Raw genomic sequence first — 16,751 nt, 5'->3', positions numbered from 1 at the left:
AACATTAAATGTATTTTGTATTAGTAAATTAATCACTGTACACGCCAATGTGCGATATAATATTCTGGATTAAATCAATTTCTGAATCATCTACTTTACCATCGGCTTTTGCCATTTCCTGAAGTAAAACAATAAGTGTTGTCTTTTTATCTTCCCGCATGGCTTTGATAATAGATAAACCTTGGTTTCCAGTAGTTTTTCTAGCTTCCTGAATTAAATCAATATCAAATTGGAGAATGTTCATCAGTTTTTCAAGAAATATTAATTCACTTTGACTTGCATGTCCATCCGCTAGGATTACTTCATCAATTGCTTTTACTATTGCTAATTTTTCTGCTAAGTTGAATTTCATTTACCTTATTTTAAGATTGACATACTACAGGTTAAATGTTTACTTACTTAAATAAAAACCCTATTTATGATCTTGAGTTCCATCGTATAGTTACTCTTTTTAGATCCTTTCCACATTTTTTAATGCTATACATCATTAATCTAACTTATTTTTTAATGATTTTATAAAAGATGGTACTTCCATTTTGTTCAACACCGATATATAAAAGGCCCGCTTTAAATTTTGAAACATCAAGGTAGATTTCAGAGGAACTATTACCTTCTAAATTTTGCTTTAGTATGGTTTGTCCTACTTCGTTATAAACACTAATCTTTATTGATTCAGAGGTAACTCCTGTTATAATGTTGACATAATCTGTAACTGGATTAGGGTAAACCACTAATTCATCCACTATGGCTTGTTCTTCTGGAACTGCTATTTTTGCAGTTAAAGAAGTACTGGAGCTGCAAGGGTTAGCATTAGAACCGTTAGAAGATTTTGAGGCACTCGTACATCCCTCTGTGATCACTTCCCATTGCAATCTTCCGCCATCGGTATAAATATCAAAGGTATGTTTGCCAGGTAGAAAAAGTTCTGGCGTGGTTCCTATGAAAACAGCATTGCCTTTTAAAATGTTTTTAGATCCATTTGGAATAAATATGGGAACAGTAAGATTGTTTGTATATTCAAACCGTAATAGTGTTGTTATTTCTGGCCGCTCTGCTATGGTATATGGACTTTTACATATATCTGATGCCTGAATTCTGTCATTACAGCCAACCGATGGGTTTACATAAAGTGTACCTGCGATTTGCGTTATGTTATAGTTCTCATATCCTGTTAAATCAGAAATAGTTGCAGATACAGCATATTCGCCGGCGATGAGACTTCCAGACTGAGTGGCGCCATCTCCAATCTCAAAACTATGTATAATTGGTGCAGGGTCATCGCAAACCAAGCCGTTTACCACAATGTTAAAGTTTGATGGCGTTGGGCTACCTTCTGTGATGAAAGTAGATAAGACCTCTATTTGAAGTTCCGCTTTATTGATAGTTAATATACCAGGTTCGTACGTAATGTTATAATTGTCTGGTTGCATATTTCCAATTACGTCTATTGTAGTACTGGATGTACAAGCATCGGATGGGGTAAAACTCAAGTCGACTAAAATTTCAGAAATTATTTCTTCATAAGGTATTGGTTCTGGATTAGCTGTAACGCTGAAGGTAGGCAGTTCTGACTGGCCATAGGTAATGGTAGCGTTATCCACTGAAATTGTAAGATTAAATTTGGTTACCGTTAGTTCTCCGGTTTCTATATAGTCTATTTCATAATTAGGTGAAGTATTTGTGGCTGTTGCCTTAATAATATACGGAATATCCGAGACACCACAGGGTTCACAATCTACAGTATAGATTAGTCCAACAGGGAAAACTTCCTCTGCCGCATCATTATATAGTAAGCCATCTATAATTCCCGTAAAATCTACTTGCGGGTCATCCCCATAAACAACATCAACATCTAGGGTAGTCACGGTAAGAATAGCAGGCAAAATTTCAAGAGGGGTTGGTTGATATCGAATTTCAAAATTATTATCTAGAATACCTCCAGGTATAATATACTGCGTGCCAGCATCAACTCCAGTGATTACGTTAACAGGTCTTATGTCAATTGGAATTTCGCTAGAAGCATCATCACCATTAAGTATAACTAAAATATTTTTAAAGGCGTTAGATATTGGGGTACTATCGCTATTAACCAAAGAAAGACCATTTAGATCGGGTAAACCATCATCACGATTAACAAATGCAGATCCGTTTACCAATGACAAACCATTTACCAATGACAAGCCATTTACTAAAGACAAGCCATTTACCAATGATATTCCGTTCTTCAATGGAAGTCCATTCACCAATGAAAATCCATTAACCAATGAAAGTCCATTAACCAGGGAAATACCATTAGTGATTTCAGAGAAATTACCTGATTCAATTTTTTGATCAGAAATAAGATCGGCTCCAAAGTTCACCACCTTTTCTTCCCCAGTGCCTTTTACTAAAGAGAAGCCGTTTTCAAAAACGGTTTTCGAATCTTCAACGGTACTTTGGGATACGAAAAATGTTTTGTTCACCAAGGAAAAGCCATTTGCTAGGGTAGGGTCTCCATTTACAAGAGATATTCCATTAACCAGGGTAGGTACCCCATTTACAAGAGATATTCCATTAACCAGTGAAATCCCATTTACCAAGGAAAAGCCATTGACCAAAGAAATAGCGTTTGTATGGTTTTCTGCGAAAGTGCTGGCGACCAAAGGATCTACAGTTACATCTGTTTCTGTGGGATCTCCAAAGATATATTCAAAAGTAACTTCGGGTAAAGGCCCACCATACGTTATCGTATCCATGGCTTGCGGCTTTATGGTAACGGGCATAGGATTGATAAATAACACCCCTGGCTCCATGATAAAATTATATAGTTCTGATAAGCCAATATTAATTTTTTCAATATCAATATTGGCTTCTATGGCATAGATACCTACGATGTCAGAGGAGGTGGCCTCTGTAGTAAGTGTTATAGATGGTAATAAAAGGTTTAATTCTTCATCAGACAGTGGTAATATTGTATCACCTACAGTTACTAATGTACTAAAGGCAAAAGTTGGATTCTCCTCCCCATATCTCCTTGTTTTAGTATTGGCTCGTACAATTACATCTGTGATAATAGGATCGGCAAACGTTCTGGTTTGGGAAGTTCCACCATCAGATCCATTTGTTAACGGTCCAGGTTCAGTGTATACATAGATAGGAGGGTTCCCTAGAAATGTAGGAATGGTAGCTTTGAGTGTTGTAGTATTGACAAAGGTGGTTTCCAGTTCTTCTCCTCTAAAAATAACCACAGATGATTCGTTAAAGGAGTTTCCTTCCAAGAAAAGCTCAAAAGGAACATCTCCAAGTTCATTAAGGTTCAAATCTGGATTCCCAAATCTAAATTTCTCCAAATTAGGCGAAGGATTGGAAAAGTAGGCTAACGCTCCATCAGCAGAAACAAACCCAGATCCAGTCTTAAAATCAAAACCAGGGGTATCCATATCTATTGCGGTAACCTTCAAGATATTACGAACACCAAGACTGTCAATTTTATTAATATCTGAATCTACACCAAATTTTGTTTTTGCATCAATAATAAGCGCGGCTATGCCAGCTGCATGAGGGGCAGAAGCAGAAGTTCCAAAGAAATTAGGTAATCTATTGGGGGGGGTTTCATAATCTGGCGCCCCTAAATCTACCGAGGTATCACCCCCTGTAGGAGCCATTAAATCCGGTTTATTTCTTAATATGCCTTGCGTTGTCGTGCCACCAAGGGAGGAAGACTGTTGGGCAGTAAGAACTCCGCCAAAACTTTCTGTGTTGTCATAACGTACAGCCCCTACAGCAATAGTTCCTTCTGCATTGGCATGTCCAACAACAGTAGATCCGTTCGTAGCAGGAATAGCTTGAAAATTACCGTCATTACCTGCGCGAAAAACTACATATTTAAATTTTAGAGGAGCATCATTCCCTGCCGCTCTCTCAATTAGTATATTAGTTTTGGTTGGATTTATTACCGTAAATGGCATTATTTCAACAGGGTCTGCTCCTAAATTATTTCTATTGAATCCATAAAGGATTGTGCCGTTATCACCAGCGAGGTATATGTCCATGTCGTTGACCGCCCCCGTAGAAGACCCCAAAGAATAAAAATCATCATCCCATTGCAGGGCAATAATATATTGGCCCACGCCTAAGGTAATGTTCTGTAAAACATCATTTCCTCCAAAATCATGACGTATAGGATTCGAGGAGGATGCATTAAAGGTAGATTCATAGGATCTAGAACCAAAATTACCAGCAGAACTGAAGTAACTTACGCCACTACTGGTAGTTGCAGCGTTAATAGCATCTGCAATAATACCATCCCTATAGAACGGTGCTTTCATATAGGTAATGTCATCAACAATAATATCACATCCAAGATTAACCAGTTCGGATATCCCTGCCGCCATATTGCCTTCAGAAATAAATCCTGTTCTAAAGAACAATTTTGCATCAGGGGCAACATCATGCACAATTTGCATCATGGCCCTACCTTCATCGCTAGCTATGCCATATGGGAAATCTTCGACTACTGTGACGGCGTTTTCAACACCAGGTAGATCGCCATTATCAATATCGTTTTGTACGGCTAAGCTAGTTTGCTCTTGCACGCCAGATTTACGGTCATAACTATCCGAGATTACACCAACCTTAACACCAACCCCGGAAATCTTCCAACCAAGTCGCGCGAGATTTGAATTTTGGGCGGCATCTCCTTGGCTGGTAATTAGCCCTTGGTTGGGAATAGGAGGGGACACTTCGTACACCTGATTAATAATATCCGATCTGGCATTCAAGGCTTGTAAATCAGAGATAGGAAAGAAAACAGTGATTATCCGTTCATCATCCTCTGTTTTAAAAACATCTGAAATATAAGTATCGGGATCAATTCCAAAAGTGTTTAAAAAGGCACTCACGCTAATAAATTGTTCATTAAGAATTACAATTTCAATCAATACCTGATTGTTAGGGTTGATCGTGTAAATTAAATCGTTGTACCCTTCATTCGCATTATAGTTTAAAACCAGAGAAGTTAGTGCAGATCCTATAATTTCATTGACCTTGGAATTAGGAGGATACCCAGGAAGAATATCACAATTAGTTAATATACACTCACAGATTTTAGTTACCTGTTCTAAGGTGCTGAGTGATCCAGGAAGGCCGCTGCCGTTTTTACTGAAAAAGTATATAATATCTATTCCCCAGATGCCAAAATTATTAATGTTTCCGTTTAGGGTTTTAACGCTCCCAACCCCGGAAATGGTATTGTTGTTTACAAAGTTCCCATTGATGAGTTCTACACAGGCATTGGATACTATTATTTGGCCATCATTGACAATATTCCCATTTTTAAACATTAGGGCATTTGTTAATGTAATAGTTCCTAAATTATTTAATACGCCAGGACCAATTTCAATCTGCCCTTGGTTAACCGTTAAAGAACTCCCAGCTGAAATATTTATATTACTAATGGTTGTTAATTTAGCGTTATTGCCAATAGTTAAAATAGCTTTATTATCAAGACTAATTGGATTATTAGAGTTGTAAAAAATAGTATGATTAATGGTAATGTTGCTGTTAGATACTCTTCTGTCTGGGATAGGCTTGTTGGCACAAGAGCCACCAGAACACGTCCAAGCCTTGGCATTATTCCAATCCGTGGATAGACCAGTGGTGGTGTAGTTCTGTGCTGATACCATACCAGCGGATAAAAGGAAAAAGATTGTAATTGGTACTATAAGTCTTTGACTTATACATTTCCCAATGTATTCCGTAGTAGTTCCCTCAATAAATTGCATAGTTGACTAATTTGGTTAGCCATGCGCTATATACTATTTCTAATATATGTTAAGTAGAAAAAAATAACAAAGTGTAGATTATGGGTTATGCATGGGGGAATCCAACGCAAGGTAGTTAAATTATGATTAGGATACACAATACAACAACTTATTATTAAAAATCAACAAAAAATAAAAGGTATTTCAATTTAAGTATCGGTTTATTTAATTGGTATACTTCTTTAAGATAAAAAATCACTATTATTTAGAAGTATTGAACTACATTTCAATAGTTTGTAATTTTTTAATGCTGTACATGAAATTACGGATAGCGAAGTTAATCTCCTTATTATTTTTAGTACTTTTAGATCCACTCATTCTAAAATCATGAAAAAATTATCTCCAGAAGACAAAATTAATGTGTATTGGCAAGGGATTTCCTATATAAATGGACTCAACCGATCCTCTGAAATTAAGGCGGGACTTATAATATCGTTTTATGGCCTTTTATTAGGAGTAGTTTTTAAGATTGCCACGGAAATGGAAACTAACTTTCATCTCAATATATTACTTTCCGCTACTTTTATGATTTTTCTATTTTTTGTTTCCCGTTCCATTTATTTTAGTTTTAAATGCTTTATGCCTCAAATAGAAACAAAATTTAATTCAAATATGTTCTTTTTCCATGATGTGGTCACTAAGTATGGTTCTATTCAGGAATACTCAAAAGAATTAATGGATTTAATGGATAACGAAGAGGAACTATATGATCATTTGGGCGCGCAGATTTTTGTAAATTCTTTGATTGCATCCAAAAAATTCACGGATGTCAATAAATCAGTTAAAAATCTAGTATACAGCTTTATACCCTTATTGATTAGTATGATAATTCTTTTAGTGCAAATATTTTTGTAGCCTTTCTTAGGTGTTTTGGACTAGCAAAGCATGTTTTAATTCTTTTAGTTTTTTCGTTTTCAACCCTTGGCGATGCGTCTTTGCAAAAAGGGTATGGTATTTATGCTTTTCCAAAAACTTAATTTGTAGGTTCAACCATTCCTTGTCATCCGAAACAAAATCAAAATGTATAAATTCCTGATATAACTTATTACTAAGTTCATTATAATCTTCCCTCCCTAAATAGTCCAAGTCTGCGTCCGCAATAATTTCTTCATAAATAGTGTTTGTTTGCTGAGGTACTTTTGTTGCCCTAATTAATCCATTCACTATATTGATTTCATCGGTGGTCAATAAGTTTTTTAAATAGGGTTCAATAGCAATTATACTTCGCTCTTCGTGGTTAATTGGAGATACGATATAGCCATAGTCATGAGAAACCGCTGCAATTCGTAAAAGCTTTGCCATTCCTTCATCAATTTTAAGGTGCTCTATGTAGTGGTTGATGACGTTCGCTACGTCAATGGTATGCTCCAATGCGTGATACGTTAGATGAGCTGGTAAATTTTCTTCAAGATCCTTTAAGATCCTAATGCAAATTTCGGGGTATGCTTTTTTGTTACTAAGAACCATATGATTACATCCTAGGTCGAGCCGTTATTACAATTTAAACAAATTATTCTTTAAATTATTGTTCTTTCAAGTATTTAATTAAACAACAAACGCTGTAGTACATTTCTTATAATGATCATTTTAAAAAATCACGAAGCTAATATACTTTAGGTTTGTGCAACAAGTTCTTTACTATTTTCTTCAAGAAAATACATTTTTAAACTTTGAGAATTTTTCACCTCAATAATCCCGCGGTATGTGAAATTGTATTTGTCTTTTAAAAGTTGATAGGTATTTTCTGAAATGTTAATTTTCCCAACCACAGAATTACTTTCCATTCTGGCCGCAATATTAACGGTGTTACCCCAAATATCGTATTGAAATTTTTTGGTACCTACCACCCCGGCAACAACTGGACCTGTATTGAGGCCTATGCGTATTTCGAATGGATAAACGCCTTCTGGTGGATGTTCTTTTGTTTTTTTTACAAAATCTAGGATATCCAAGGCAGCTTTTAAAGCATCTTCTGAATGACTAGAATTCTCAGTAGGCAATCCCCCGGCGCACATATAAGCATCACCTATGGTCTTTATTTTTTCAAGATTATACTTTTCAATAATGGCATCAAAATTTTTAAAATAGTAATCAACGCTAAACACCAATTTTTCACCGGAAATATTTTCTGCGATTACAGAAAATGCCTTGAAATCTGTAAACAGCACTGTGACTAAATCAAATTCTTTTGCTTTTATAAAGCCATTGGTCTTAAGTTCTTCAGCGGTTTCTTTAGGCAGTATATTCAGCAATATCTCTTCCGTCTTATTTCGTTCTTTATCCAAACGTTTATGGGATTTTTTAACATACCTGTACTGAAAGAAGAACCCCCCAATTATTACAAAAAACAACCCTGATAACGCCATCAGATATTTTTTGGATATAGCCGAACGCTCAAGCTGTATTTCCTTTAATTCATTGGTTGAATTTAGAAGAACAATTTCCTTTTCCTTGTTTTCTAGATCAAATTGAAACCTGAGATTACCAATTGATTTTTCGTAAGAATCGTTTTTAAGGGTATCTACCATTATCGAATATAACTTTTGATATTCGTATGCTTTTTCGTAGTTTCCTTTTGTGGCATATACATTTGATAATCCTTTGTAAGCATCTTTCTTTGCTCTATATACCCCAGTAATTTCTGTTAGCTTTAAACCAGATTCAAAATTAAGGATAGCCTGGTCGAATTTTTTTTGTTGTATTTGGATGTCTCCTAAATCAATGAATGCCTGTGTTTTTTCCATTTTAGCATCTATTTCACTTGCTGCAAGAATAGCATTTGTTTGATAGCTTTCCGCTTTGTTTAAGTCACCTAATTTTCCATAGGCCAATCCAATTAAATTATAGCTAGCAGATAGGTTTACGCCGGCTCTTCCAAAGGCACCAATTGCTTCATTCAATTCTTTTAATGCTAAATTTGGCTTATTGGTCTTTAGGTATAATTCTGCCATATTACTACAGGCGGTACCTATTCCATTTTCGTATGCGATATTTTTAAAGATAGCTTTGGATTCAAGGAAGGCGTCAAAAGCTTCTTGGTATGTGTTTTTTTGATTGGTATAAACGCTTCCTATGTTTAAATATGCCGTTCCTATTCGTAAAGAATCCTGAATTTGCTGTCCTATTTTTAAAGATTTTATAAAATAATCTAGCGCTTTTGGATCATCTCCTTTTGTTTGATATACAGCTCCTAAATTGCTCAATAAATTGCTTATGCCTGCTTTGTGATCTATTTGCTCAAATATTGCCAAGGATTTTTTCCAAAATATAAGCACAGCGGAATATTCCCCTTTATAGTAGTGCGCCAATCCCATGTTTTTATAAGCATAGCCCAGCCCACTCTTGAAATTTATTTTGTCTGCCAAGACAATCGCCTTGTTTGAGTAGACCATTGCAGAGTCTGGATTTGAGGCAAATAATATCGTAGCAATGTCCAGTAAATGATTTACAGCGGTAGTATCATTATCTTTGGAATTGATCAAAACGTTAAGACTATCAATTTGCCTAGTGATCTGAGAAAATCCTATTTGAGATATAAGAAATAAGACAATAACTAAAATAGAATTATAATTTTTCAAACCTGTTCATTTTAAAGGTTATCGGGAAATTGTTCTTAAAAATACTAATTTAATTACAAGGTAAAGTACTTTTAAGAAGTATTTTGCTGTAAATAATCTACACCAACCCGATATTTCAACCAGTTCTATCCTTCGTGTGCATCTTTTAATTGAATATTTAATTGTGTAGAGGTTTAAAGAATTGGACTTCCTCTATTTACAATGAAACGAGATTTCTTTTAAGATTAAAGTACCCCCATGTTGTTTTCATCTAACGAAACCAGCTTTATGGCTAGATCAAAAAATATCAAATGACATCTTAAATTATAATAAATAGGTTTAATAAATTAAATTATCAAGGATTTCGTCTATGTATTGTTCTTTAAGTGAAAAGTCTTTATCGGCGCTGAAAACTTCTTGTATGTCTTTTTTAAGTTCTATTATCTCCATCGTAGAATAATGATGCTTTTCTATGCTAGCTTCAATTTTATCAAGACTAATATCCTCTTTATCTTCACTTATCTCCTTGTATATTCTATCAAATATTTCTTGGTTGCTTTTGGATCTAATAAGAGTCATTTCTTCAGGAGTTTCTTTCCAATCCGCTTTAGCACAAAGCAAAAGAATATAAATTTTTAGTTCCTCTTTCGACCATTTTGGCTGTTCATTTTTCATTCATTTTAGTTTTTATGGTTCAATGTGTTTAGACGTATTTTCGTTGTTATTTCATTGGACAAGTAATAACAGCTGTTTGGCTCATCTTAAATTCAAAAACAAATTTATATATTCCATTTTAGGTGACAGTTCTACTCAGGTTGCTCTCTGATATTAAGGTTATGGATCATTTAAACTTCACATTCTTAAATATATAACAATTAATTGATTGGATGAATGAAAATTGAAAGGGGTATAGTGAGATGATGAAAATATATGATTTTTAGTTTGGTAAATGCTGACAGAGGGTTTTATAAATTGATTTTATATACTAGCTCTACACCAAATTAGAATGTATTTTTTAAATAGGGAATAACCTTATTTTGTTAAGTTTAATTTTCACGAAGCTGGTACATTCATTTTGATGAAGGCTTGTCTTAATTGCTCAGGACCGGCTTTAACAATGGCATCGCTAAATCCGAAAGTAAGCTCCGTTTCTCCTTTTTCCAATTGTAGAAATATAGCATTTATAAAATCATTGACTAGAGGTGCGTAATCATGTAAACCTTTACCGCCTAAGTCGGTATTAAGTGCAGGTGGTATGATTTCTATCACTTCTATATTTTTAGCCTTTAACATTTCTCTCAGGGAAAGGGTAAAGGAGTGCAGCATGGCTTTTGTTGCGGAATAAACGGGTACTTTAACCAGTGGAACAAAAGAGAGGCCAGAGGTGACGTTCAGAATGGTATCCAATGAAGCTAACTTTAGAAAAAGCGAAATTAAATGAAGTGGAGCTTCTACATTAACCGCTAATTCTTTTTTTGCCTTTTCAAAAAATAGTTCATCCAATACAGACATCCATTGTTGGATTCCTACATTATTGATTAGCACGTTTAAGTCCTTATGATTTTCCGAAATCCAAGTATACAGTGCTTCTCTTTCCTTCACAACAGATAGATCACAAACTCTTATAATGACCGATGGATATTGATCGGCAACTTTTTTAAGTTCAGATTCTCGCCTTCCAATGATGATCACAGTGTTGTTTTCTTTAATAAATCTTTTTGTTAATCCTAAGCCAATTCCACTGGCTCCTCCAGTAATCAGGATTTTATTATTTGAGAGTTTCATATAAGATATCTTATATATAACTACAAATATCAGGTATTATTTAACATCAGCAGAGGGCTATCAATACGAAGAGTCTACTTCAGGGTACAATGGACCTTTTTGTTCAAAAAAGATGAAAACTTAGCAATAGAAAGCCTAACGCTTAACTTTTAATTGCACACAACTTTTTTGGTTTTGAACTTGAGCTGATCAAATCCACTATTCTATTGCTGTATACTTATGCAGTCATCTCACTTGGTTCACTCGACTGATATAGGTATACCATTCCAAGTATTTAACATACACTTTGGTCAACATATTACCAATCATTAATAGGTTAAACCTTATATATATGGGTGTTTCTTAGACATTTTTATCTTTATGTAATACCATAAGTTTTTGCAGTACTTTAATTTTTGTAGTGTTTAACTAGTTCATATTGCAGTCTTTACTTTTGCTCCTTTATCCAGAGATGCCTTTGCTATTATGAAGTCTAAATTACTGGGTACACTGTTACTGAAATTATTTGATTCATTTTGATATTCCCTTATTTTAAATTTTAATGTGGTTTTCTTTATTGTTCCTTAATAAATCAGCCACTATTACTTCTTCTTCTTAGGCAGGATGGTATTTCATGGACAATTTTCTATTTTATCAAGGAAGATGGCTTCTTGTAGACTTGAAGATATATAATTACAGAATTGTAATATGGTATGTGCTGCTTACAAAAGCGTATAAGATATAGAAGTTTGAAATGGGCCATAGTTTTTATCTATCATTAACGTAAATTGAATCAGCAAAATATTGGTAAATTTATATTGTAAATTAGACACTGATAAAATCAATTAACATGGAAGATATGAACAAGAACTCAAACGGGTCCGATAACGGCACAAATAGCTCAAATATAGCTAATTGCCCGTTTTTAAACGGAGAAATGACTAATGCTGCCGGTGGAGGAACTACTACCAGAGACTGGTGGCCAAACCAGTTAAAGTTGAATATTCTGAGACAGAATTCCTCCTTGGTAGATCCAATGGATGAAGGTTTCAATTACGCTGAGGAGTTCAAATCGTTGGATTTGAAAGCTGTGAAAAAAGATTTATATGATTTAATGACAGATAGTAAAGATTGGTGGCCCGCAGATTATGGTCATTATGGTCCATTCTTTATTCGTATGGCTTGGCATAGTGCCGGTACCTACCGTATCGGAGATGGACGTGGAGGAGCAGGTTCTGGATCTCAGCGTTTTGCACCTTTGAACAGCTGGCCAGATAACACCAATTTGGATAAGGCCCGTTTATTACTTTGGCCTATCAAACAAAAATACGGCAAGAAACTTTCTTGGGCTGATTTAATGATTTTAGCGGGTAACGCTGCACACGAATCCATGGGACTAAAAATGTTCGGATTTGCTGGAGGACGTGAAGATATTTGGCAATCAGAAGAAGATATTTACTGGGGATCTGAAACAGAATGGTTGGCCAGTGATAAAAGATATGAGAATGGAGAATTGGAGAGCCCATTAGGTGCTGCGCACATGGGATTGATCTATGTAAACCCTGAAGGGCATAACTCAAATCCAGATCCTGTTGAAGCTGCTCACTATATTAGAGATACTTTCGGACGTATGGCTATGAACGATTACGAAACAGTAGCCTTGATTGCAGGAGGACATACTTTCGGGAAAACACACGGTGCTGCTAACGATGGAGAATTTTTAGAAGATGCGCCAGCCGGAGCTCCGATAGAAATGCAAGGTTTAGGATGGAAGAGCAACTTTGGGACAGGAAAAGGTGCTGATACCATTACAAGCGGTTTAGAAGGAGCTTGGACAAATACCCCAACAAAATGGAGCCACACGTATTTTGAAAACCTATTCGGATATGAGTGGGAATTAACAAAAAGCCCAGGTGGTGCATGGCAATATAAGCCAAAAGATAATGCAGGCGCTGGTACTGTGCCAGATGCCCATGATGCAACAAAGAAACATGCGCCTTTTATGTTGGTGACAGATTTATCTTTACGTATGGATCCAGCCTATGAAAAAGTATCGCGACACTTTTTGGAAAATCCAAAGGAATTCGCTGACGCATATGCACGTGCTTGGTTTAAATTGACTCACCGTGATATGGGACCAATTAATCGTTACTTAGGTCCAGAGGTACCAAAAGAAGAATTAATTTGGCAAGATCCAGTACCTGCTGTGGATTTTGAATTGATCAACGATAAAGATGCAGCCAATTTAAAAGCTACTATATTATCTTCTGGTCTAACTGTTACTGAGTTGGTTTCTGCAGCTTGGGCATCTGCATCAACATACCGAGATTCAGATAAACGTGGAGGTGCAAATGGAGCTCGTGTTAGATTAGCGCCACAGAAAGATTGGAAAGTGAATAATCCTGAGCAATTGGCCAAGGTTTTAGAAACTCTAGGGCATATTCAAAAAGAGTTTAACGATGTACAATCTGGTAACAAAAAGGTTTCTTTAGCAGACCTAATTGTATTAGGAGGAGATGCAGCCGTTGAAAAAGCAGCTAAGAATGCCGGTCATGATGTAAACGTGACGTTTAAAGCAGGGCGCACAGATGCAACGCAAGAGCAGACCGATGCCGATGCGTTTGAAGCACTTGAGCCAAGAGCAGATGGTTTCCGTAATTACGTTAAAGCCAAATACTCCGTAACCGCTGAAGAACTTTTAGTTGACAAAGCACAATTGATGAAATTGACAGCACCAGAAATGACTGTTTTGGTTGGTGGAATGCGTGCCTTGAACGCTAACTTTAATCATTCACAACACGGAGTGTTTACAAAGAACCTTGGTGCACTTACCAACGATTTCTTCGTAAACCTGCTTGATATAGACACTACTTGGAAGGCCACTACGGATGATCAAGACGTGTTTGAAGGTCGTAACCGAGCTTCAGGGGAACTTAAATGGACAGGAACCCGTGCAGATTTGATCTTCGGATCTAATTCAGAGCTTCGCGCTTTGGCAGAAGTATACGGTACTGAAGATTCAAAACAAAAGTTCGTTCGCGATTTTGTAAAAGCATGGTCTAAAGTAATGAACGCAGATCGTTTTGACCTAGTTTAAGTACCAGGAAGAGCAATACGTATTGTAAGATATTTAATGGTAAAAGGTGGTTCGGAAACGAGCCATCTTTTTTATTTAAAATTATTATTTTTCTACTACACGCACTAAGAGTTATCGCCTTTATTAAGAGGTGTATGATGTTTTTAATTCGACAAAAATTCTCGAATATCATTAGACAATTTTATAAAATCAGGCTCGTGTGTATACATCATATGACCTCCTTCATAATAGGTCATTTTTATTTTTTCTTTCCTTATTCCATTCCGAGAAAAAGTATATTCAGCATCAAAAAATGGACATATTAAATCAAAATAACCACTGGCTACCATTACTTTCATTTCAGTATTTCTTCTCATTGTTTCACTCAATTTCCGAGTGACATTAACAGGCGTGGGTTCCCAATATTTCCCTTTAGGGACAGTTCTCCAGTTCCATTTTTCTCCGATTTCATCATTAGAAGTTAAATATGGACGATCCATTTTTATCTTAAGCTCGGAGGCATAATAATGATTTAAGGCGGCAGTATAGGCCGAGCTTATTTGATAACTTGATGGGTCTCCAAGATGAGGGCCGTCGGATAATTTATCAACTTCGTCTCCCATAAAACGGCCATCTAATCTCCCAACAGCTAAGCCTTGATCGGCAAGTAGTTCTTTTTGAAATCTGGGCATTAAAATTCTAAGGTCTGATTTTAAAATATAGTCTTTCTTTAGACCCGTAAAATAGCTCAACTTTTCGGCCGCTTCATTTTTCTCATCTTCAGTAATTAAAGAACCTTTGTAAAGAACGGAAGCATATGAATTATAAGTGTACTTTCTACATTCATCAATAAATGATTCTAGTGTTTTACCCTGCCCCGCTTTTTTATGATACCAGGCGGTTGCAGCCATGCTTGGAAGGTATGTTAAATAAGAAGTTATATTATCGTGAACCGATGTTGAGCCATCATAGTCCAGGGCTTGAGAAATTAGTATGAGGCCATTTAAAGCCATATTTTGTCCGTCACCCTCTAGGGTATTGGCAACGGCAGCTGCTCTTGTAGTACCAAAACTTTCACCAGCAATATATTTCGGTGAAAACCAACGCTTATTTTCAGTGATCCATTGTCTTATAAATTTAGCTATGGAATTAGCATCTTCGTTAAGTCCCCAATAGTCTTCAACTTTTCCTTTACCGATAACTCTGCTATAGCCTGTGCCAACTGGATCAACAAAAACAAAATCTGTTAAATCCAGTAATCCATTTTTATTGGTCACCAAGTTGTAAGGAGCGGCACCATCATCTTCTTTTGCGTCTGAGTTTACTTTTATTAGTTCAGGACCAAACATGCCCATGTGTAACCATACAGATGCTGATCCTGGACCACCATTGAACACAAAGGTTACAGGCCTTTTGGTGATATCATTTGTGCCTTCCTTCACGTAAGCAACAGACCATATAGAAGCAACGGGTTCGCCAGATTCACCCTTTAAATAGGTTTCTGATGCAATAGCCTTATAACTAATTGTATTACCCCCATTTGTTATTTCATGACTGGTAATAAATGATTTGGGTTCAGGCACTGGAATTGAATCTTGGTTTTTTTCTTGTGATGAGATAGCTATTGAAATTAATAGGAATACGGAAAGAATATTTAATTTTATCATGATTATTTTTTTACTATTTAATTAGAATAACAATCTTGTAAAGCATCTAAAGACCTAAGAAATCAAGCTAATTTATGGTCATTTTATTTTTTTACATTTTGCCGTAATGAATTCGTGCCATTTCTTCAAAGCTCCGTTGGTTTTATAAAACCCAGTACTTAGCTATTATTTCTTAATGATGTCAAGAGCCTCGCTTTGCAACTCAACAATAACTTCATTTTTACGATTAAAAACTTCATAAGGAGGATTATATCCTAAAAAGTAAAATCGGTTTGTATACGCTATTCCTTGGGCATCTAAAACTGCTTTTAATTTCTTTTTATGCTCTTCTATTTTTTCATTACTAGCCCAGCCACTAAAGGTTATGGCAGCAATAGTTTTTGCTGGCTCTTCTTTAAATGCTATTTGAGATTGGTTAGGTTGAGGAAGGGTTTCTTTTTTGAGTTTTTTTGGAACCATAAACATAACCGTCATTGAGTCTTCCAAAGACATTGCTACCGGTGAAGTCATTGCTATTTTTTCGTTCCTTTCATTTCCACCAAAAATATATTCAGCTAAAATAGAGAAACCTTCTCTTGACGCATCTTTATATTCTTTAGTAGCGAGTTTAACGGAAGTGAATAACCTTGCCTCATAGCTACGAATTTCAAATGTTTCATATTTTTTATCGACTACATAAGGATATGTTTCAATAGTTCTTTGCCCATTCATAGCAAAAAGCTGTATGAGCGTAAAGGCCAAAAGGATTACTAAGAGTATGATTAATAGTATTTTCATTGTATGCATTTAAGTATAAAGCTATTTTGGTTCAAATCATGGTTTTTTGCATACTACCAAAATGTACTATAGCCATCCTAAAATTTGTTTTTCGTTTTTTCTTTAAAGT

Annotated in this window: 10 protein-coding genes; 2 read left to right on the top strand and 8 right to left on the bottom strand. The window is 35.7% G+C overall.

Annotated features, from left to right (window positions below; translation table 11 throughout):
• Window positions 1-28 precede the first annotated feature (28 nt).
• Both ABXZ36_RS09870 and ABXZ36_RS09865 read right to left on the bottom strand, forming a co-directional pair.
• Complete coding sequence (locus ABXZ36_RS09870) at window positions 29-352, bottom strand: TerB family tellurite resistance protein (RefSeq protein ID WP_354615352.1); 324 nt, start codon at window positions 350-352, stop codon at window positions 29-31.
• A gap of 145 nt (window positions 353-497) precedes the next feature.
• Window positions 498-5,762 carry an MBG domain-containing protein gene (locus ABXZ36_RS09865; RefSeq protein WP_354615351.1) on the bottom strand — a complete coding sequence of 1,755 codons (5,265 nt, stop codon included), beginning with the start codon at window positions 5,760-5,762 and terminating at the stop codon, window positions 498-500.
• A 366-nt stretch (window positions 5,763-6,128) separates the two neighbouring features.
• On the opposite strand from ABXZ36_RS09865, the gene ABXZ36_RS09860 reads away from it, so the two are divergent.
• Window positions 6,129-6,656: a Pycsar system effector family protein gene (locus tag ABXZ36_RS09860; protein ID WP_354615350.1), complete on the top strand. Its 528-nt coding sequence runs from the start codon at window positions 6,129-6,131 to the stop codon at window positions 6,654-6,656.
• 6 nt (window positions 6,657-6,662) lie between these two features.
• Here the strand turns inward: ABXZ36_RS09860 and ABXZ36_RS09855 are convergent, their stop codons facing one another.
• From ABXZ36_RS09855 to ABXZ36_RS09840, 4 genes are all read right to left on the bottom strand, one after another.
• On the bottom strand, window positions 6,663-7,268 hold the full coding sequence (locus tag ABXZ36_RS09855; protein ID WP_354615349.1) for an HD domain-containing protein: 606 nt from the start codon (window positions 7,266-7,268) through the stop codon (window positions 6,663-6,665).
• A gap of 146 nt (window positions 7,269-7,414) precedes the next feature.
• Complete coding sequence (locus tag ABXZ36_RS09850; protein ID WP_354615348.1) at window positions 7,415-9,379, bottom strand: adenylate/guanylate cyclase domain-containing protein; 1,965 nt, start codon at window positions 9,377-9,379, stop codon at window positions 7,415-7,417.
• A 318-nt stretch (window positions 9,380-9,697) separates the two neighbouring features.
• Window positions 9,698-10,033 (bottom strand): hypothetical protein, encoded by a 336-nt coding sequence (locus tag ABXZ36_RS09845; protein WP_354615347.1) that lies wholly within the window; start codon window positions 10,031-10,033, stop codon window positions 9,698-9,700.
• A 378-nt stretch (window positions 10,034-10,411) separates the two neighbouring features.
• The gene (locus tag ABXZ36_RS09840) at window positions 10,412-11,143 is read right to left on the bottom strand and encodes an SDR family oxidoreductase (protein ID WP_354615346.1); all 732 of its coding nucleotides are present in this window, start codon (window positions 11,141-11,143) and stop codon (window positions 10,412-10,414) included.
• A gap of 838 nt (window positions 11,144-11,981) precedes the next feature.
• On the opposite strand from ABXZ36_RS09840, the gene katG reads away from it, so the two are divergent.
• The gene (gene katG / locus ABXZ36_RS09835; protein ID WP_354615345.1) at window positions 11,982-14,219 is read left to right on the top strand and encodes a catalase/peroxidase HPI; all 2,238 of its coding nucleotides are present in this window, start codon (window positions 11,982-11,984) and stop codon (window positions 14,217-14,219) included.
• A 143-nt stretch (window positions 14,220-14,362) separates the two neighbouring features.
• Here the strand turns inward: katG and ABXZ36_RS09830 are convergent, their stop codons facing one another.
• Together ABXZ36_RS09830 and ABXZ36_RS09825 are read right to left on the bottom strand one after the other, a co-directional pair.
• The gene (locus ABXZ36_RS09830) at window positions 14,363-15,865 is read right to left on the bottom strand and encodes a S10 family peptidase (protein ID WP_354615344.1); all 1,503 of its coding nucleotides are present in this window, start codon (window positions 15,863-15,865) and stop codon (window positions 14,363-14,365) included.
• Window positions 15,866-16,030: 165 nt separating this feature from the next.
• A complete protein-coding gene (locus tag ABXZ36_RS09825) occupies window positions 16,031-16,642 on the bottom strand; it encodes an SOUL family heme-binding protein (protein WP_354615343.1) in 612 nt (203 codons plus the stop codon).
• Between the last annotated feature and the right edge of the window lie 109 nt (window positions 16,643-16,751).

Origin of the sequence: Sediminicola arcticus, assembly GCF_040566695.1 — a bacterium.
GTDB classification, from domain to species: domain Bacteria; phylum Bacteroidota; class Bacteroidia; order Flavobacteriales; family Flavobacteriaceae; genus Sediminicola; species Sediminicola arcticus.
The sequence above is the reverse complement of the archived record's forward strand: the minus strand, read 5'-3'. Positions and strand labels throughout refer to the sequence as shown.